General features: G+C 50.9%; 18 protein-coding genes. 7 read left to right on the top strand and 11 right to left on the bottom strand.

The window, feature by feature from the left end:
• The first annotated feature begins 17 nt into the window (after nt 1–17).
• On the top strand, nt 18–1,073 hold the full coding sequence (locus HEN33_RS11300) for a YiiG family protein (RefSeq protein ID WP_176263523.1): 1,056 nt from the start codon (nt 18–20) through the stop codon (nt 1,071–1,073).
• A 55-nt stretch (nt 1,074–1,128) separates the two neighbouring features.
• Here HEN33_RS11300 and HEN33_RS11295 read toward each other — a convergent pair whose 3' ends face one another.
• The 4 genes from HEN33_RS11295 to HEN33_RS11280 are packed head-to-tail and all read right to left on the bottom strand — an operon-like array spanning nt 1,129 to nt 5,845.
• Nucleotides 1,129–2,877, bottom strand: a complete 1,749-nt coding sequence (locus HEN33_RS11295) for a putative frv operon regulatory protein (RefSeq protein ID WP_176263522.1) — start codon at nt 2,875–2,877, stop codon at nt 1,129–1,131.
• Entirely contained in the window at nt 2,877–3,947 is a 1,071-nt protein-coding gene (locus HEN33_RS11290; protein WP_176263521.1) for an aminopeptidase, read from the bottom strand. Before HEN33_RS11290 ends, HEN33_RS11295 begins: the two co-directional genes overlap by 1 nt.
• Nucleotides 3,937–5,388 (bottom strand): PTS fructose-like transporter subunit IIBC, encoded by a 1,452-nt coding sequence (locus tag HEN33_RS11285; RefSeq protein ID WP_176263520.1) that lies wholly within the window; start codon nt 5,386–5,388, stop codon nt 3,937–3,939. Before HEN33_RS11285 ends, HEN33_RS11290 begins: the two co-directional genes overlap by 11 nt.
• A 10-nt stretch (nt 5,389–5,398) precedes the next feature.
• Nucleotides 5,399–5,845 carry a PTS fructose transporter subunit IIA gene (locus HEN33_RS11280; protein ID WP_176263519.1) on the bottom strand — a complete coding sequence of 149 codons (447 nt, stop codon included), beginning with the start codon at nt 5,843–5,845 and terminating at the stop codon, nt 5,399–5,401.
• A gap of 476 nt (nt 5,846–6,321) precedes the next feature.
• On the opposite strand from HEN33_RS11280, the gene HEN33_RS11275 reads away from it, so the two are divergent.
• Complete coding sequence (locus HEN33_RS11275) at nt 6,322–7,716, top strand: carbohydrate porin (protein ID WP_176263518.1); 1,395 nt, start codon at nt 6,322–6,324, stop codon at nt 7,714–7,716.
• Nucleotides 7,717–7,756: 40 nt separating this feature from the next.
• Here HEN33_RS11275 and rhaM read toward each other — a convergent pair whose 3' ends face one another.
• From rhaM to rhaB, 4 genes are all read right to left on the bottom strand, one after another.
• On the bottom strand, nt 7,757–8,071 hold the full coding sequence (rhaM, locus tag HEN33_RS11270) for an L-rhamnose mutarotase (RefSeq protein ID WP_000619503.1): 315 nt from the start codon (nt 8,069–8,071) through the stop codon (nt 7,757–7,759).
• Nucleotides 8,072–8,080: 9 nt separating this feature from the next.
• A complete protein-coding gene (gene rhaD / locus HEN33_RS11265; protein WP_032304219.1) occupies nt 8,081–8,905 on the bottom strand; it encodes a rhamnulose-1-phosphate aldolase in 825 nt (274 codons plus the stop codon).
• A gap of 82 nt (nt 8,906–8,987) precedes the next feature.
• Complete coding sequence (gene rhaA / locus HEN33_RS11260) at nt 8,988–10,247, bottom strand: L-rhamnose isomerase (RefSeq protein WP_088542131.1); 1,260 nt, start codon at nt 10,245–10,247, stop codon at nt 8,988–8,990.
• Nucleotides 10,244–11,713, bottom strand: a complete 1,470-nt coding sequence (gene rhaB, locus HEN33_RS11255) for a rhamnulokinase (protein ID WP_088542130.1) — start codon at nt 11,711–11,713, stop codon at nt 10,244–10,246. Before rhaB ends, rhaA begins: the two co-directional genes overlap by 4 nt.
• Before the next feature lie 287 nt (nt 11,714–12,000).
• Here rhaB and rhaS point away from each other — a divergent pair, with 287 nt between their 5' ends.
• Together rhaS and rhaR are read left to right on the top strand one after the other, a co-directional pair.
• A complete protein-coding gene (gene rhaS / locus HEN33_RS11250) occupies nt 12,001–12,837 on the top strand; it encodes an HTH-type transcriptional activator RhaS (protein ID WP_000217153.1) in 837 nt (278 codons plus the stop codon).
• 73 nt (nt 12,838–12,910) lie between these two features.
• A complete protein-coding gene (gene rhaR, locus HEN33_RS11245) occupies nt 12,911–13,759 on the top strand; it encodes an HTH-type transcriptional activator RhaR (RefSeq protein WP_024211942.1) in 849 nt (282 codons plus the stop codon).
• On the opposite strand, the gene rhaT is transcribed toward rhaR, so the two are convergent.
• On the bottom strand, nt 13,756–14,790 hold the full coding sequence (rhaT, locus tag HEN33_RS11240) for an L-rhamnose/proton symporter RhaT (RefSeq protein WP_088542128.1): 1,035 nt from the start codon (nt 14,788–14,790) through the stop codon (nt 13,756–13,758). The genes rhaR and rhaT overlap by 4 nt on opposite strands.
• A gap of 284 nt (nt 14,791–15,074) precedes the next feature.
• Between rhaT and sodA the strand changes: the two genes are divergently transcribed.
• From sodA to yiiM, 3 genes are all read left to right on the top strand, one after another.
• Nucleotides 15,075–15,695, top strand: coding sequence for a superoxide dismutase [Mn] (gene sodA / locus HEN33_RS11235; protein ID WP_176263517.1), 621 nt, complete (start codon nt 15,075–15,077; stop codon nt 15,693–15,695).
• A gap of 259 nt (nt 15,696–15,954) precedes the next feature.
• Nucleotides 15,955–16,938 carry a 2-keto-3-deoxygluconate transporter gene (gene kdgT / locus HEN33_RS11230; protein ID WP_001166064.1) on the top strand — a complete coding sequence of 328 codons (984 nt, stop codon included), beginning with the start codon at nt 15,955–15,957 and terminating at the stop codon, nt 16,936–16,938.
• Between the two features lie 148 nt (nt 16,939–17,086).
• Entirely contained in the window at nt 17,087–17,761 is a 675-nt protein-coding gene (yiiM, locus tag HEN33_RS11225) for a 6-hydroxyaminopurine reductase (protein ID WP_001270252.1), read from the top strand.
• Nucleotides 17,762–17,866: 105 nt separating this feature from the next.
• Here the strand turns inward: yiiM and cpxA are convergent, their stop codons facing one another.
• Together cpxA and cpxR are read right to left on the bottom strand one after the other, a co-directional pair.
• Nucleotides 17,867–19,240 carry an envelope stress sensor histidine kinase CpxA gene (cpxA, locus tag HEN33_RS11220; protein WP_176263516.1) on the bottom strand — a complete coding sequence of 458 codons (1,374 nt, stop codon included), beginning with the start codon at nt 19,238–19,240 and terminating at the stop codon, nt 17,867–17,869.
• Nucleotides 19,237–19,935, bottom strand: coding sequence for an envelope stress response regulator transcription factor CpxR (gene cpxR, locus HEN33_RS11215; protein WP_001033722.1), 699 nt, complete (start codon nt 19,933–19,935; stop codon nt 19,237–19,239). The genes cpxA and cpxR overlap by 4 nt, the downstream gene beginning before the upstream one ends.
• Nucleotides 19,936–20,076: the final 141 nt, after the last annotated feature.

The raw sequence follows: 20,076 nt of genomic DNA, 5'->3' as shown, positions 1-20,076 counted from the left end.
ATTTATAAGGCAATTAAATGAAAAGGAATTTATTATCTTCCGCTATTATAGCCGCCATCATGGCTCTCGGTATCACGGGTTGTGATGATAAAAAAACCGAAACAGAAACGCCCCCGCCTGCCAATAGTCAACCTGCCGCACTAGCTCCTGAAGCGAAACCTACTGAAGCTCCCGTTGCAAAAGCAGAAGCTAAACCTGAAACGCCTGCTCAACCGGTGGTCGATGAACAAGCGGTTTTCGACGAAAAAATGGATGTCTATATCAAGTGCTACAACAAGTTACAGATCCCTGTACAGAGCAGTCTGGCGCGTTATGCTGACTGGCTGAAAGATTTTAAACAGGGCCCTACCGGTGAAGAGCGTACTGTTTATGGTATCTACGGTATTAGTGAATCCAACCTCGCTGAGTGTGAAAAAGGCGTAAAAAGTGCTGTGGCGTTAACGCCTGCGCTGCAACCTATTGATGGCGTGGCGGTGAGTTATATCGATGCTGCCGTGGCGTTGGGTAATACCATTAACGAAATGGATAAATATTACACCCAGGAAAATTATAAAGACGATGCGTTTGCCAAAGGAAAAACGCTGCACCAGACATTCTTAAAAAATCTTGAAGCCTTTGAACCTGTAGCAGAATCTTATCATGCGGCGATTCAGGAAATTAACGATAAGCGCCAGCTTGCGGAACTGAAAAATATTGAACAAAGAGAAGGGAAAACATTCCACTACTACTCTCTGGCAGTCATGATTTCAGCGAAACAAATTAATAACCTGATTTCGCAAGAGAAGTTTGATGTTGATGCGGCAATGAAGAAAGTCTCTGAACTGGAAACGCTGGTGGCGCAGGCCAAAGAAGCGGATAAAGGCGGTATGAATTTCTCGTTCATTAATTCGGCAGACCAGTATCAACTCGAGGCTAAAAAATATGTTCGCCGCGTCAGAGATAAAGTTCCGTACTCTGACTGGGATAAAGAGCAACTTCAGGATGCAAACACCAGCTGGATGGTCGACGACTCATTTCCGCGAGCGTTACGCGAGTACAACGAAATGGTCGATGACTATAATCGCCTGCGTTAAACGTTTTTGATTTTGGTGATAAATGCAGTGTCGGATGCGGCGCATCCGACACAGTTCACCCCTTGTGAAGTAACTCCATAAATGCCTCATATCCTGTTAACCCGGCAATAACCTCTGCCGGATGCTGGCACAATACGCTGGCAAGATAGCTAAATATTTTTAGCTCATGACGCGCATCGGCGGCGGCACAGGCGATCAGCACATGGTTAATGACTTCGTTATTCACCTCAACCGGTTGGGCGAGGGTAATAAAAAATCCACGAAAACGTCGTTCCTGTTCGCTCCAGCAATGTGGGATGGCGAGACGATTAACAATCAGGTTTTCGCCTTCGCTTTCGCGGGCGATGATCCGTTGTGCTTCATCGGCGGTAATGTGGTGTTGCGTCACTAATTGCGCACATATTTGCCGGGTAATATGTTGCCAGCTTTCACCACGTACATTCGAATAATGAAAACTTCCGGGGGCAGAAAAAAAACGCTCCGGTTGCTGGCGAATAAATGCCGTCGCCAGAAAATGTTTTATTTGTTCGATACCGGCAGCCGTAATGATATTTTTTACGATGATGCAATTATTGACCGCGTCATCCAGTAAATAATGGCTGTTATTAATGATCAATAACGGCTCAATCTCTTCGCGAATGGCAACCAGTTCGCTTACGCTGCGGGCAATAATCACCCGACAATTCAGGACATCGCGCTCAATGGCGAGCTGATTAATAGTGGCAATCGCGTTCTGATCAGAGAGCAAAATGATCGGCTGGCGTTCGTTTTGATGCCGTTCCAGCGCACAGGCAAAATACAAACCAATCAGATCGCTGTCGAAAAGGGGAATATCGAGTTGTTCACGCAGTAGCGTAATAAAGTGCAGACTCATATCAAAGGCCGCAGGCCAGGCGGCTTTCAGGTTATTCATGCTGCTTTGGCGGTGCTCACCAATCCACACCGGCGCGGCAAGGCAACGTAATAAATGCCCGGTAATATTCTCAACCAGTTGCGTATCAATAATATTCAATGACGCAATGCCCGGTACCCTTTGCAGCAATGCCAGCACATTATCGACACAAATAACCTGCGCCTGTTGATGCTGTTTTTCTATCAACCCCGTCAACGTTCTTACAGCGTTATCACCAAGAAACAGGCCGCTATATTCAACAATCTGTTTTATCTCGCTACCGGGATATTCAGGCCATGTGTCAGTAAGCTGATTACGCAACGCGTAAATAGCCAGAATCAGGCTTGAGAGATAGTCGCCTTGCATCAGCGGCCAGCGACGTTGCTTTTCGCAGGCGGTGGTTAATTGTTGAAAATTGTCTCGTGTTACTCCCGACAGCGGAATTAAAAACGGATCTTTGCGTAAAAGATTCGCCAGCAAAATAATGCGTTTCTCTTCTGTCTCATCAATGAAATGGCCCAAACCAGGGCGACTGGCGAGACAAAAACTGCGTTCATAGCGCTGTTTCAGGCGGGGCAGGCGCTCTGCTACCCAGGTTTCTGGCAAATTAAGCGTCGAGGCGAGTTGCGCACGGGGAGTGAAGGTATTCAGTAATAACAGCGCCAGCAGCCGATCGTCGTTATCGTGCTTTTGCAGCAACTGAAAAAAGCTGCGGCGCTCGAAGATTTCCAGCTGATAGCCCGCGTTGCCACTGGCGGAAATGCGGGCTTTGCCGTTAAGGGTAAAGTTGAGATAGTCAATATCACGCAGGATGGTCCTGCCAGAAACGCCAGTCTGTTGCGCCAGCTCGCCAGGCGTGCGTGGCTGTTGCTCCAGCAGATCGACAATCTTTAACTGGCGTTCGTTTAGCATTAATCCACCTGACGGAACTGGCTAAACGCGTTGACTTTCTCCGCGGTTAAGGTGGTCAGAAAATCCCTTATCAACGTGAGCAGAGCATCGTAATCGGCTTTTGAAATCATGCCGCTGTTAGCGTGCAGATAACGCGTTGGCAGGCACAGCGCGACAACCGGACGTCCGCCGCCCATCACGTTGTAGCGCCCGCCATCCGTCGCACCGGTTTTCATAGTGGAAAATTGCAGCGGTAAATCATTCTGCGTGGCACAGCTTTTTAACGCTGCTACCAGTTTCTGGTTGGGGAAGTAGCGCTTGTCAAACAGCATCAGCCCCGGCCCGTTGCCCAGTTTCAGCGGATATTTAATGTTATCAATGCCTGGAATATCGCCCGCGACAGCGGTATCCAGCACGATCACCACATCCGGTTTAATGTGTTCAGCCGAGGTTTGCGCCCCGCGTAGCCCAACTTCTTCTTCCACACTGCCAACGCCATACAGCGTAATTTCGGGGTTATTCACCGTCTGCAATAGCTCAGCCATCATTGCGCAGCCGATGCGGTTATCCAACGCCTTGCCGACCACTTTATCTTCGCCCCAGCAGGCAAAATTGGCTTCCGGGCTAATAAAATCGCCAATTTCCACGCCACGTTTTTCCGCTTCTTCGCGACTGTTTGCGCCAATATCAATGAACATCTCATCAAATGACAGCGGTTGTTGCTTTTGCTTTTCGGTTAACGCATGTGGCGCGACGGAGCCAATTACACCAGGGATTTTCACTCCCTTGTGTGTGCGTATGGTTACCCGGTGGTTGAGCATCGACTGATTCCACCAGCCGCCAATGGTGGTAAAACGCAGAAAACCGCTCTCGTCGATGTGGGTGACCATAAAGCCGACTTCATCCATATGCCCGACAACGGCAACTTTCGGCCCTTTATTCCCCTTACGGGCAACAAAGCTGCCCAGACCATCGAAGGTGATCTCATTCACGCAGGGTTCCAGCGTGTTCATCAGAATGTCGCGAACTTCCTGTTCATCGCCGCTGACGGCGCTGGCTTCGCACAACTGTTGCAGTAACTCAATGTTCATGGACAAGCTCCTGTTGCGCAGCTTTGGCTTTGCGGCGTAACCATAATCCTTTCAGGACGATAATGAATGAAATGTTCAGCGCGAGGCCAATCGCCAGCACCAGATAAAATGAACCTACCGGCGACATCAGGCCGATCAGCGGGTCAAAGATACCCAAACCCGGTGCCAGCCGTTTGATTCCGAAAGCGATCACCAGCACGCCGGTAATACCGCCCGCCAGCGTGTTGGCGGTAATCATCGGTAACGGAGCGGCCAGAGCGTAAGGAATAGCCGGTTCGGTTGCGACTGTGGCACCGACCACAATGGCACTACTGGCGGCTTCTTTTTCCTGTTGAGTAAACAGTTTGGGCGCAATGAACGTCGCAAGACCCGCCGCGACAGGCGGCATCAGCGCGACAACGCCGACGATGGCGTACCAGTCGTAAATGTGTTTTTCCAGCAGTGAGAAGCAGAAGAACCAGGCGGTTTTGTTGATGGGGCCGCCCATATCGAACGCCAGCATCGCACCGACCAGAAACGCCGCCGCAAACTTCATTGATGGAGGAATGGTGTTCAGGAAGTGCAGCAGCCCGCCCATGAGATCGGACATCACCGGTCCGATAACGTAGTAAGTCAGTACGCCAAAAACCAGCAGAGTAACGAACGGGATAAGCATGGAACCGAGCAGCGGTTGTAACGCTTTGCCGAGACGGACTTTACGGAACCAGAAGACGAAATAGCCAATCGCCAGCCCAAGCACCACCGCACCGAGGAAGCCCGCGCCAGACTGGGTGCCGAGCAGGGCTTTGTCGTTCGCCAGATAACAAACCAGAAACGCCGGAGCGAAAGCGGGTTTATCGGCAATCGACGAGGCAATATAAGCGCCCATGATGGGGATCATAAAGGTGAAACCGAGATAACCGATGGATTCAACCACCCAGGTAAACGACGGCGCACCTTTCGACATATCGGTATACGGCAAACCGAACTGCACCAGCATGTTGGCAAGCGCCACCAGGATACCGCCACCGATGACAAACGGCAGCGCTGCAGAGACGCCCGCCATCAGGTGGCTCATCACGCTGCCGCTTTGTACTTCCTGTTTGCCGAGCTTCACGCCGCTATCTGCGGCAAAAAGCTTCGAATTTGTCGGCAATTCACTGAAAATCTGGTCGATATTTTTCAGTGCCTGAGAGATGGCAATCTCATACACCTTTTTCCCGGCAAACCGCGCGCGATCGTCACCGCTCAGGCCACGCCCGGTAGCGAGAATCACGTAATCGGCAGCGGCAATCTCTTCGCAGGATAAGCGGTTTTCAACGCCGCTTGACCCTTGAGTTTCCACTTTAATGGTATGGCCGAGAGAACGGGCTTTCTGTTCCAGGGCTTCCGCCACCATGTAGGTGTGAGCGATCCCGGCGGGGCAGTTGGTGATCGCGACAATACGTAAGGATGACTCCATCGCCACGTCCTTATGAGCTGAGGGTTTGATTTAACAAAGCAAGCACCTGGTCGGCGTCGCCCTGTCGCAGTTGGTCGATAAAATCCTGGTGGATAATTTTGCGGCACAGCGTGCCGATGATTTTGACCTGTTCCTCTTCGCCACTTTGCGGCACGCCGAGGCAGATCCAGCAATTGACGTCTTCGCCATCGCTGGCTTTCCAGTCAATGGCCTGCGCTTTGCGAGCGAATAATACGAACGGTTGTTTAACACAGGCGCTTTTACCGTGCGGCACGGCGACACCAGAACCAAAACCGGTGGAGTGTATTTTTTCGCGCAGCAGCAGGGTTTGCAGGAATTGATGTGAGTCGGTGATAAAACCGTTTTGTAACGCCATTGTCGCCAACTGCTTCAGAACGGAATAAGTGCCATTGCCCTGAATATTCAGGTCAATACAGCTTGCAGTAAGTGCTGCCATTATTGGACTCCATGAAAAAATATTATAGTTAATTGTAACGGCGGGGCGGTTTTGTGATGAGCGCGGATATGTCGTGAAGTCGTGACAATATAAGGCAGAGTGAAGGATAAATTTTGCGGTGTAAGGCACATATTGATGGGAAAAATAAATGCAGTGAATAAAAAATCATTATTTAATGATGTTGTGAATGTTTAACTGCCGCACATATTTTGCAGCAAGGTTATTTATATTTGTGGCTTATGAGTCAGCGTGAATTATATCTAATATTTTTTACGATATTTAGTTAAAAACGGCACTATTGTTATATTCCTCACGTTCCAGGAAATCAGCGGATTTACTCATATTATGCAGCGGGATACTATCCATCGGCCTGCTGAAGTTGGATTAAAAATTCGAAAGTGCACACCTTATATTTCTCTATATACGTATTCCTTTTGGAAAGCGTAGGGTCTCTTTTATTTCAGGGAACGTAAATAATGAAAAAATCGACATTATCTTTAGCCATCGGTTTATTATTGGCATGTAGTACCGGAATGGCAAAAACACAGCATTTAACGCTGGAACAACGCATGGCATTGCTGGAAGAACGCCTGGAAGCGGCAGAAATGCGGGCAGCAAAAGCAGAGAGCCAGGTTAAACAGCTGCAGACACAACAAGCCGCTGAGATCCGCGAAATTAAAGCTGCCCAGGGCAATACGCCGGTAAATGGACAGGCAACGGCGGAATCTGCAAAGAAAAATTCCACCTCACCTAATCTTTTGCTCTCAGGTTATGGCGATTTAAAAATCTACGGCGACGTAGAATTTAATATGGATGCAGAAAGTAATCATGGCCTGCTGGCAATGACCAACGCTGATGTGAATAGTGATCCCACTAATGAACAGTGGAATCTCAATGGTCGTATTCTGTTAGGTTTTGATGGTATGCGAAAACTGGATAATGGTTATTTCGCCGGGTTCTCCGCACAACCGCTGGGGGATATGCACGGTTCAGTAAATATCGATGATGCGGTATTCTTCTTTGGCAAAGAAAACGACTGGAAGGTCAAAGTAGGCCGTTTTGAAGCCTACGATATGTTCCCGCTGAATCAGGATACCTTTGTTGAACATTCCGGTAATACTGCGAACGATCTTTATGACGATGGCAGCGGTTATATCTATATGATGAAAGAGGGCCGCGGGCGCTCTAACGCTGGCGGTAATTTCCTTGTCAGCAAACAACTCGATAACTGGTATTTTGAATTAAACACGTTACTTGAAGACGGAACATCTTTATATAATGACGGTAATTATTATGGACGCGATATGGAGCAGCAGAAAAATGTTGCTTATCTGCGTCCGGTAATTGCCTGGTCGCCGACGGAAGAATTCACCGTTTCCGCAGCGATGGAAGCGAACGTAGTAAATAATGCTTATGGTTATACCGATAGCAAGGGTAATTTTGTCGATCAGTCCGATCGTACCGGCTATGGTATGAGCATGACCTGGAATGGCCTGAAAACGGATCCGGAAAATGGCGTCGTGGTTAATCTTAATACCGCCTATTTAGATGCTAATAATGAGAAAGATTTCACTGCCGGGATTAACGCGCTGTGGAAACGTTTCGAGCTGGGTTATATCTACGCGCACAATAAGATTGATGAATTCAGCGGTGTAGTTTGTGATAACGACTGCTGGATTGATGATGAAGGGACGTACACCATTCACACCATTCATGCGTCTTATCAGTTCGCTAATGTGATGGATATGGAGAACTTTAATATTTACCTTGGTACTTATTACTCCATTCTGGATAGCGACGGTGATAAAAAACACGGTGATGATACTGATGACCGTTACGGCGCACGCGTTCGCTTTAAATACTTCTTCTGATGAAGGCGCGGTGCTGGATATTTTCCGGCACCGCAACTCATTAAGGTAGGTAAAACACTTCTTGCAGCTCGCTACTGACTGGGCTGTTATCCGGGTTAGCTGGCATAACGTCGGTCATATACTTCCACCAACGTTGGCAAACATCAGTACTGGCTACCGCATTCCACCGTTCTTCAGATTCAATCTCTACCGTGGCAAACAGCAGATTACGCGCTTTGTCGAGGTAAATGGCGTAGTTATGCGCACCGTGAGATTTCAACACTGCTTCCAGTTCCGGCCAGATTGGATTATGCCGACGCTGATACTCTTCGTGGGCGTCGGGGTTAACCTGCATGACAAAGGCTTTGCGGATCATATTTGCTCCTTACAGCGCCAGCGCACTGGCAAGTGGTGTAACGCCGAAACGCTGGCCGAGTGCTATCAGCTCTTCACGACTGATGGTCTGTTTCATGCCGCCCATCGAATAAACCTTCACTAATACTTGTGCTGATTTTTCTGCGGTGTCGATTAAACCGAATGTTTCATCCAGTGTCGGACCGCTGCCGAAGACGCCGTGGAAGGGCCACAACACCAGCGAATGTTTTTGCATTTCCTGTGCGGTCGCCTGGCCGATTTCGTCCGTGCCGGGCACCATCCACGGCAAAATGCCGACGCCATCCGGGAACACTACCAGACACTCGGTGCTGCCTTCCCAAAGCTGGCGAGTGAAGAGCGCGGTGTCGTTTTCCAGTACGTAGGTAAGGGCGATCAGGTTGGTGGCGTGGCAGTGCATGATCACCCGATCTTTACCGTTGGTGGCTTTAATGCGCTCGCAGTGGGAAAGGAAGTGAGCCGGAAGTTCAGAGGTTGGAACGGCTTCGTGAGTTAGCCCCCAGAGAATGTGGTAGCCCGCGCCGTCGCTGTCGACTTTTACGACACCTAAGTTAGCCGCAGGATCAAGCTGGACGTTACGAAAGAATTTGCCGGAGCCGGTGACAATAAACGGTGTATTTGCCAGTAAAGGCATGGGCTGGCTGAGCGGGATATAGCGCGGTTGTGCATGAAAGTTGTCGTGATACGGTGCGATATCGGCGTCATCCAGGCGCAGCGTCAGGTTACCACCATTGCGCTCGTCCCAGCCTTTCAGCCAGGCGTCGGTGGTGGCTTTGATCATTCCCTGGACAAACCAGGACTGGGTAATGTTTTGCATGTTCTGTGTTCCTGTAAATTCGGTGTTGTCGGATGCACGACCCGTAGGCCGGATAAGGCGCTCGCGCCGCATCCGGCAGTGTTTACCCACGCTGGCTCAAAATTTCTTTTTCATAAGCCCGCACGCTCTCCAGCCATTCGCTACCTGCTGGGGTATCGTGACGCTGACAATACATTTCCCACACCGCCTGCCACGGCAACGATTTTTGTTCTTCCAGCAGTGCCAGTCGTGCGGTGTAATCGCCCGCTGCTTCCAGCTTGCGCAGTTCAGTGGTAGGTTCCAGCAACGCACGTAGCAGGGCTTTTTTCATATTGCGCGTACCAATGACCCATGCGGCAATGCGGTTGATAGAGGCATCAAAGAAATCGAGACCGATATGTACCCGGTCGAACAGATCGTGACGAACAATCTCACTGGCAATCGCCTGAGTTTCATCATCCAGTAGCACTACGTGATCGCTGTCCCAGCGAACCGGACGGCTGACGTGCAGCAGCAACTGCGGCACATACAGCATGGCGGCGGAAATCTTGTCGGAAATCACTTCAGTTGGGTGGAAATGTCCGGCATCCAGGCACAGCGCCGTCTGGCGGCTGGTGGCATACCCCATGTAAAACTCATTGGAGCCAACCGTGTAGCTCTCCGCGCCAATACCAAACAATTTGCTCTCAACGGCGTCGATATGGTGCGCAGGATCCAGCTTCTCGCTGATCACTTCATCCAGTGCTGCCAGTAAACGCTGGCGCGGGGCGAGACGGTCAACGGTGATATCTTTCATGCCATCCGGGATCCAGATGTTCATCACCGACGGTGTGCCGAGTTGCTCGCCAAAATAGGCTGAAACACGGCGGCTGGCTTTGCAGTGATCAATCCAGAACTGGCGAATGCTGTCGTCGGCATGGGAAAGCGTAAAGCCATCGGCGCTTAGCGGATGCGAAAAACAGGAGGGGTTAAAATCCAGACCGAGCTGATTGGTTTTCGCCCATTCAACCCAGTTTTTGAAGTGCTCTGGTTTGATTTGGTCGCGCGCGACTGGCGTATCTGATTCCAGATAGATGGCATGTAAATTAAGCCGTTTCGGACCCGGAATCAGCCGCATAGCTTGTTCCAGATCGGCACGTAGCTCGCTGGCATTACGCGCTTTGCCCGGATAATTGCCAGTAGCCTGAATCCCACCGGTCAGCGAACCTTCCGGGTTTTCAAAACCGGAAACATCATCGCCTTGCCAGCAGTGCATTGAAACGGGTAAACGATCAAGTTGGCGCAGCGCCTCCTCGACATCAATCCCCACCGCCGCGAAACGCTGTTTCGCAAGCTCCCAGGCCTGTTCCAGTTGAGTGGTCATGCGCAAAGCTCCTTTGTCTGTCGTGTAGAGTGAATCCGCGCCACATAGTGGGCAATTTCACTGTCAGGATTAGGGGTAAAGGTGGTCAGATTCGCGGTGGTGCTGACGACCTGACGGAAATCATCCACATTGTTGAGTTCATCCAGCGTCATTAACTGGATGCCGATATTGCCGAGCGTCGAGGCTTCAACAGGCCCGGCAATCACCCGAATACCGCAGGCATCGGCACATAGCTGATTGAGCAGCGTGTTCTGGCAGCCGCCGCCGACAATATGCAGTTGCGAGAAATCTTCACCGCGCAGCTGCGCCAGCTCATGCAACACATCGGCATACAGCAGCGCCAGACTGTCGAAAATACAGCGCGCCAGTTCAGCATCACTTTCCGGGATTGGTTGCGCCGTTTCCCGACACGCAGCCTGAATTTCGCTGCACATCTCGTCAGGATTAATAAAGCGATCGTCATTGGGATTGATGGTGAAGCGGCAAGCCGGCAGTGCCTGTGTCGCGGCGATAAGCGCCGGAAGATCGTTGATTTTCCGCTCCTGAAGCACCCGCTGAAGCAGCCATAAGCCCATAATATTTTTCAGCACCCGATAGCGACCTTCCGCCCCGCCTTCATTGGTGATGTTGGCTGCCAGCGCCGTGTCATTGGTGAATGGTGTCTGGCTTTCGAAGCCCATCAATGACCAGGTGCCAGAAGAGAGATACGCAGCGCGGGAACCGTTTAACGGCGAGGCGATAACCGCGCTGGCGGTATCATGGCTGGCAACGGCGACGACAGGAATTGCATTACCTTGCGGGCAAATCCAGTGACCAATGACATTACCCGGATGTGTCGGGCGACCAAACCAGGCTTTGTTGGCCCCGCTCCACGCCAGTAGCGTTTCGTCCCAGTCGTCGCTATTGATATTGACCAGTTGCGTGGTGGTGGCGTTGGTATATTCCCAGTTCATCTTGCCGGTCAGGCGATAACTGAAGTAATCCGGCATCAGCAGAGCGTGAGCAATGTGTGGAATAAGCTCAGGTTGTTGCTCCGTCAGCGCACGCAACTGATAAAGCGTATTGAAGGGTAGAAATTGTATGCCGCTACGCTGATAAATATCGCGTTTGCCGAGTTGCTGTTGTGCCTGCGTCATCAGACCATGGGTGCGGCTATCGCGATAAGCAACGGGCAGACCCACACGCTTACCCTGTAGGTCGAGCAGCACAAAGTCCACGCCCCAGGTATCAATCCCAATGCTATCGATACGAATCCCTTGCTCGCACACCTTGTTTAATCCAAGGCGAATGGCACTTTCCAGGCTATCCACATCCCAGGTGACATAACCGTTCTGGCTATGCAGGCCATTGTTAAAACGATGGATTTCGCGCAGCGTCAGGCTGCGGCATTCACACTCGTAACGCGCCAGCATCACGCGCCCACTGGATGCGCCGAGATCGACGGCGACACAATTGCGAAAGGTCATAATGTGATCCTGCTGAATTTCATTACGACCAGTCTAAAAAGCGCCTGAATTCGCGACCTTCTCGTTACTGACAGGAAAATGGGCCATTGGCAACCAGGGAAAGATGAACGTGATGATGTTCACAATTTGCTGAATTGTGGTGATGTGATGCTTACCGCATTTCCTGAAAATTCACGCTGTATCTTGAAAAATCGACGTTTTTTACGTGGTTTTTCGTCGAAAATTTAAGGTAAGAACCTGACCTCGTGATTACTATTTCGCCGTGTTGACGACATCAGGAGGCCAGTATGACCGTATTACATAGTGTGGATTTTTTTCCGTCTGGTAACGCGTCCGTGGCGATAGAACCCCGGCTCCCGCAGGCGGATTTTCCTGAACATCATCATGATTTTCATGAAATTGTGATTGTCGAACATGGCACGGGTATTCATGTGTTTAATGGGCAGCCCTATACCATCACCGGTGGGACTGTCTGTTTCGTACGCGATCATGATCGGCATCTGTATGAACATACCGATAATCTGTGTCTGACCAATGTGCTGTATCGCTCGCCGGATCGATTTCAGTTTCTCGCCGGGCTGAATCAGTTGCTGCCACAAGAGCAGGATGGGCAGTATCCGTCTCACTGGCGCGTTAACCACAGCGTGTTGCAGCAGGTGCGACAGCTGGTTGCACAGATGGAACAGCAGGAAGGGGAAAATGATTTACCCTCGACCGCCAGTCGCGAGATCTTGTTTATGCAATTACTGCTCTTGCTGCGTAAAAGCAGTTTGCAGGAGAACCTGGAAAACAGCGCATCACGTCTCAACTTGCTTCTGGCCTGGCTGGAGGACCATTTTGCCGATGAGGTAAATTGGGATGCCGTGGCGGATCAATTTTCTCTTTCGCTGCGTACGCTACATCGGCAGCTTAAGCAGAAAACGGGACTGACGCCTCAGCGTTACCTGAACCGCCTGCGACTGATGAAAGCCCGACATCTGCTACGCCACAGCGAGGCCAGCGTTACCGACATCGCCTATCGCTGCGGATTTAGTGACAGTAACCACTTTTCGACGCTTTTTCGCCGAGAGTTTAACTGGTCACCTCGTGATATTCGCCAGGGACGGGATGGCTTTCTGCAATAACGCGAATCTTCTCAACGTATTTGTACGCCATATTGCGAATAATCAACTTCGTTCTCTGGCCGAGGTAGCCACGGTGGCGCATCAGTTAAAACTTCTCAAAGATGATTTTTTTGCCAGCGACCAGCAGGCAGTCGCTGTGGCTGACCGTTATCCGCAAGATGTCTTTGCTGAACATACACATGATTTTTGTGAGCTGGTAATTGTCTGGCGCGGTAATGGTCTGCATGTACTCAACGATCGCCCTTATCGCATTACCCGTGGCGATCTCTTTTACATTCATGCTGACGATAAACACTCCTACGCTTCCGTTAACGATCTGGTTTTGCAGAATATTATTTATTGCCCGGAGCGGCTGAAGCTGAATCTTGACTGGCAGGGGGCGATTCCGGGATTTAGCGCCAGCGCAGGGCAACCACACTGGCGCTTAGGTAGCATGGGGATGGCACAGGCGCGGCAGATTATCGGTCAGCTTGAGCATGAAAGTAGTCAGCATGTGCCGTTTGCTAACGAAATGGCAGAGTTGCTGTTCGGGCAGTTGGTGATGTTGCTGAATCGCCATCGTTACACCAGTGATTCGTTGCCGCCAACATCCAGCGAAACGTTGCTGGATAAGCTGATTACCCGGCTGGCGGCCAGCCTGAAAAGTCCCTTTGCGCTGGATGAATTTTGTGATGAGGCATCGTGCAGTGAGCGCGTTTTGCGTCAGCAATTTCGCCAGCAGACTGGAATGACCATCAATCAATATCTGCGGCAGGTCAGAGTGTGTCATGCGCAATATCTTCTCCAGCATAGCCGCCTGTTAATCAGTGATATTTCAACCGAATGTGGCTTTGAAGATAGTAACTATTTTTCGGTGGTGTTTACCCGGGAAACCGGGATGACGCCCAGCCAGTGGCGTCATCTCAATTCGCAGAAAGATTAATTCGCCATGCCCATGCCGACGATGTTGGCGGCGACAATAATCACCACACAACCGAGGCTCAACACCGTTACCGGACGGCGACCTGCATTGTTCCACTCTTTCAGCACCAGCCCGACGATACCGCCGCACAATACATAGAAGCTCATATGCAGCATCCAGCTGATGTAGTCATACTGCGCCGGAACGCGGGCGTGGCCCCAGGCATAGAAAAAGAATTGCAGATACCACATCAAACCGCCCAGTGCCGAGAGTAACACGTTGTGAATGATCAGCGGTTTTGCCAGCGAAAAGTCGGCTTTTAGCGACAAATCCTTCACTTTTGCCAGACGAATGAAGCAGAAACCGAGGTTGATGATCGCGCCGCCTCCCATGATGACAACATAGCTTGGCAGAGCGACATACAGTGGATCGACGCCCAGTGCGGCAGCTGCTTCATGCATCGGTTTTGCGGCGTTCATCGCAAAGGACATCCCGGCAGAGAAAATGCCGCACATCACCGCCAGCACCAGCCCTTTTTTCAGGTTGAACTCTTCGGCTTTTATGCCCATCTTGCGCTCTTTCAACTGTCCGGCGCGAGTTACAATCCCTACGCCAATCAGCGCCACCAGAACGCCGAGCAACGTCATGCGTCCGCCTTCGGTATTAATCAGAACATCGAAATTGCCGTTGATAATTGGCGTCATCAGCGTACCGACAATCAACGTAATGCCAATGGCGATACCAATTCCCATCGACATGCCGAGATAACGCATGGTCAGGCCGTAGTTGATATTACCGATCCCCCACATAGCGCCGAACAGAAAAACAGGCAGCAGCGTAGAGAGACTAAACGAGCTGTAATACGCCCAGAAATTCGGTAGTAACAGGGCGCTGATGGCCCACGGCAGAATAATCCACGAAACAATCCCACCGACTGACCACATGGTTTCCCATGACCATTTTTTTACTTTTTTGAACGGCGCGTAAAAACAGGCTGCACTGGCCGCGCCGATCAAATGCCAAAATATCCCCATCGTAATCGCGTTACTCATCTTCTTATCCTCATCATTTTTCGTCGCGTCACATCTCCGACGAGATGAGTGTAAAAATCGTGCTGTCGATTAACCTTTCGCCTGTTGCCGCCGTTGTCGATTTACTGGCAATCACGGCATTAAGTGGGTGATTTGCTTCACATCTCGGGCATTTTCCTGCAAAACCATACCCTTACGAAAAGTACGGCATTGATAATCATTTTCAATATCATTTAATTAACTATAATGAACCAACTGCTTACGCGGCATTAACAATCGGCCGCCCGACAATACTGGAGATGAATATGAGCTATACCCTGCCATCCCTGTCGTATGCTTACGATGCCCTGGAACCGCACTTCGATAAGCAGACCATGGAAATCCACCACACCAAACACCATCAGACCTACGTCAACAACGCCAACGCGGCGCTGGAAAGCCTGCCAGAATTTGCCAACCTGCCGGTTGAAGAGCTGATCACCAAACTGGACCAGCTGCCAGCAGACAAGAAAACCGTACTGCGCAACAACGCTGGCGGTCACGCTAACCACAGCCTGTTCTGGAAAGGTCTGAAAAAAGGCACCACCTTACAGGGTGACCTGAAAGCGGCTATCGAACGTGACTTCGGCTCCGTTGATAACTTCAAAGCAGAATTTGAGAAAGCGGCAGCTTCCCGCTTTGGTTCCGGCTGGGCATGGCTGGTGCTGAAAGGCGATAAACTGGCGGTGGTTTCTACTGCTAACCAGGACTCCCCGCTGATGGGTGAAGCTATTTCTGGCGCTTCCGGCTTCCCGATTCTGGGCCTGGATGTGTGGGAACATGCTTACTACCTGAAATTCCAGAACCGCCGTCCTGACTACATCAAAGAGTTCTGGAACGTGGTGAACTGGGATGAAGCAGCGGCACGTTTCGCGGCGAAAAAATAATCATTTGCCGCCTGCTGCAATGAGGCGTTTACGCCGCATATCAGCTTAAAAAATGAACCATCGCCAACGGCGGTGGTTTTTTTGTGATCAATTTCAAAATAAAAACAATGATCCGATAAAAATAAAACAGTGTTTCAATTGATGTGGTTTTGATCACTTTTATTGATTAAATGAATGTCTATCTTCGTTTTCATCAACACTGATGCTCCGTTGAGGAATTACGCATCAGCCCTTAAAAATATGCCGACAGGTGATGGAAATGCAGATAAAACGCTCGATTGAAAAAATCCCGGGGGGGATGATGCTCGTCCCGCTATTCCTTGGCGCACTGTGCCACACCTTCTCGCCGGGGGCGGGGAAATATTTTGGATCATTCACCAACGGGATGATTACCGGTACGGTGCCCATTCTGGCGGTGTGGTTTTTTTGCATGGGGGCGTCAATAAAATTAAGCGCGACGGGAACGGTATTGCGTAAATCCGGTACGCTGGTGGTAACAAAAATTGCCGTCGCGTGGGTGGTTGCGGCAATTGCCTCGCGCATTATTCCGGAACATGGTGTTGAAGTTGGATTCTTTGCCGGACTTTCAACGCTGGCGCTGGTGGCGGCGATGGATATGACCAACGGCGGACTTTACGCTTCCATCATGCAGCAGTACGGTACGAAAGAAGAAGCTGGGGCATTTGTGTTGATGTCATTGGAGTCCGGGCCGCTCATGACGATGATTATTCTGGGCACTGCCGGGATTGCCTCGTTTGAACCGCATGTTTTCGTCGGCGCAGTATTACCGTTCCTGGTGGGCTTTGCCCTTGGGAACCTTGACCCTGAATTACGAGAATTTTTCAGCAAAGCGGTGCAGACGCTGATTCCATTCTTTGCCTTCGCGCTGGGCAATACCATTGATTTGACTGTAATTGCCCAGACAGGTTTGCTGGGGATCCTGTTGGGTGTGGCAGTAATTATCGTGACCGGTATTCCGTTGATTATCGCCGATAAATTGATTGGCGGTGGCGATGGCACTGCCGGAATTGCCGCTTCCAGTTCCGCAGGGGCCGCGGTAGCGACACCTGTGCTGATTGCTGAAATGGTGCCTGCGTTTAAACCGATGGCTCCGGCAGCAACTTCGCTGGTCGCGACGGCGGTCATTGTGACTTCGATTCTGGTGCCAATTCTTACCTCTATCTGGTCACGTAAAGTCAAAGCCAGAGTGGCGAAAATCGAAATTTTAGGCACGGTAAAATAAACCTGCTTCCTTAATCCCCACAGCCGGATGAACTAACGTTCGTCCGGTTTGCTATTGAGCTCCTGCCTGGATACATACCGCGAAAACAGCACGCCTGACATAAAATAAATATGGTCTAATGGGGAAATTTCTCGTGGAGAGGGAACAGATGCGATATCCGGTTGATGTATACACGGGCAAGATTCAGGCTTATCCCGAAGGCAAACCCAGCGCAATTGCCAAAATCCAGGTTGATGGTGAGTTGATGCTGACGGAGCTGGGGCTGGAAGGTGACGAGCAGGCGGAGAAGAAGGTTCACGGCGGGCCAGACAGAGCGCTGTGTCATTATCCTCGTGAGCACTATCTCTACTGGGCGCGGGAATTTCCGGAACAGGCGGAGTTGTTTGTTGCGCCTGCGTTTGGCGAAAATCTCTCAACCGACGGTCTGACGGAAAGTAATGTTTATATTGGCGATATTTTCCGCTGGGGAGAGGCATTAATTCAGGTCAGCCAGCCACGCTCCCCTTGCTATAAACTCAATTACCATTTTGATATCAGCGACATAGCGCAGTTGATGCAAAACACGGGTAAAGTGGGGTGGTTGTATAGCGTGATTGCGCCAGGGTTGGTATCTGCTGATGCGCCGCTGGAGTTGGTTTCCCGTGTCAGTGATGTGACCGTGCAGGAGGCTGCCGCCATCGCATGGCATATGCCGTTTGATGATGAGCAGTATCACCGTTTGCTTTCCGCAGCCGGACTATCGAAAAGCTGGACGCGAACGATGCAGAAACGCCGACTGAGCGGCAAAATCGAAGATTTTTCACGGCGGTTGTGGGGAAAATAACCCCCGGAGAGTAGGCCTGATAAGACGCTATCAGCGTCGCATCAGGCATTCTGCTCAAACGCCGGATGCGGCGTAAACGCCTTATCCTGCCTACAAATGCGGAGTTTAACTCCGCTTATACAGCGGCAACCAAATCACCAGTCGTAAACCGCCCAGCGGGCTGTCTTCCGCTTTAACCCAGCCACGATGCTGCTGGATGGCGGTTTCAACAATCGCCAGCCCCAAACCTGTACCGCCAGATTCACGATCGCGCGCTTCATCGGTGCGATAGAACGGACGGAAAATCTGCTCGCGATCTTCCGGGCTAACGCCAGGACCATCGTCGTCCACCGTAATGGTGATACCGTCTTTATCTACCGCAAAGCCCACTTCAATCTTCGTATGGGAATAACGCAGAGCATTACGAACAATGTTTTCCAGCGCACTTTCCAGGGCGTTCGGGTTGCCGTACAGCGGCCACGGCCCAGGTGGGAAGTTAACTGTCAACGACTTGCCCATTTGCTCGGCTTCGAACGCCGCGTTATCCAGCACTTCACTCCACAACTGGTTGGCTTTGATGGTCTCGCTAACCAGCGCATTTTTCTGCTGATTACGTGACATCACCAACAGATCGTTGATCATGCTGTCCAGACGTTGCGCTTCAGTTTCAATACGCTCCAGTTCCTTGCTTTCACCGCTACGACGGCGCAATAACGCCGTACCCAGTTGCAGGCGCGTCAGTGGCGTGCGCAGTTCGTGAGAGATATCAGAAAGCAGACGCTGCTGAGAGGTCATCATGCGCTCCAGCGCGGTGACCATCTGGTTAAAACTGGCACCGGCGGCAAGGAATTCCTGTGGCCCCGCTTCAAGTTCCGGGTGCTGGCGTAAGTTCCCCTGGGCAACTTCATCGGCAGCGTTTTTCAGCTTACGCGCCGGTTTTGCCAGACTCCAGGCCAACCACAACAGCAACGGTGTACTGACCAACATAGTCACAATCAGCAGTAATAGCGGGCGGTCAAACAGTAAGTTAATGAAATCGGATTGAGAACTGCTGGCTGGACGAATCAGATACAGTTGGTAATTATCTTCGCCATCACGCACGGAGAACGGACCGACCAGTTCCACGCGGCCATACTTTTTCTTCTGCGGATGATCGGCGTTATCGGCCTGACCAATAAAGTTACGAATGATCTGCATTTCGCTGCGTTCAGCGCCGATCACGCGGCCCTCGGTGGTCACCAATAACAAACGCTGTCCTGGCGGTGCCCACTTATCAATCGCCCGGAACAGACGCCGCCACCACATTAAATCGTTGGGCGGATCGTTCGCCAGTTCTGCTTCGACATGCTGCTCAATCATCAGCCCCTGACGCTGTTCGCTATCCAGAAGCTCGGTCATCTGGCGTGAATCGAGCTTGGGTAACATCAAAACCAACATCAACACCAGCGCCAGCGTCAGCCAGAAGATGGCGAAGATGCGCGCGGTTAAGCTGCCTGTCATGAAGCAGAAACCATCAGATAGCCGCGACCACGCAAGGTTTTAAACCACGGGTGACCATCTTTACGATCCGGCAGTTTACGACGCAGGTTGGAAATGTGCATATCGATAGCGCGGTCGAAAGGCGTCAGGCGTTTGCCCAGCACTTCCTGGCTTAAATGCTCACGGGAAACCACCTGACCCAGATGCTGTGCCAGCAAATAGAGCAGGGTAAACTCAGTGCCGGTTAACTCCAGCGTTTGCCCGTCGAAGCTGGCTTCCTGACGGCCTGGATTCAGCACCAAGGCATCAACTTCCAGTGTCGGTGAACCGTTGTCGTTGTTTTGCTGTTGCTCGCTCCAGTGCGAACGGCGCAGGATCGCGCGAATACGTGCCACCAGCTCACGATCATTAAACGGTTTCGGGAGATAGTCATCTGCGCCCAGCTCAAGGCCGAGAACGCGATCAAGTTCACTGCCGCGCGCCGTCAACATAATGACAGGCGTCTGGTGTGTCTGGCGAAGTGCTTTTAATGTGTCGATACCATTTTTCTTCGGCATCATGACATCAAGCAAAAGTAAATCAATGCTGTCGTCCAGAAGATCAAGCGCCTGCTCCCCATCGTGGGCAACAATCACGTTGAAGCCTTCCATCTCGAGCAGCTCCTTTAACAGGGAAGTCAGCTCTCGGTCATCATCAACTAACAGGATTTTATTCATTGTTTAAATACCTCCGAGGCAGAAATTACGTCATCAGACGTCGCTAATCCATGACTTTACGTTGTTTTACACCCCCTGACGCATGTTTGCAGCCTGAATCGTAAACTCTCTATCGTTGAATCGCGACAGAAAGATTTTGGG

It is taken from the genome of Escherichia sp. 94.0001, assembly GCF_013369155.2.
GTDB classification, from domain to species: domain Bacteria; phylum Pseudomonadota; class Gammaproteobacteria; order Enterobacterales; family Enterobacteriaceae; genus Escherichia; species Escherichia coli_F.
This window is presented reverse-complemented; position numbering and strand designations above follow the sequence as displayed.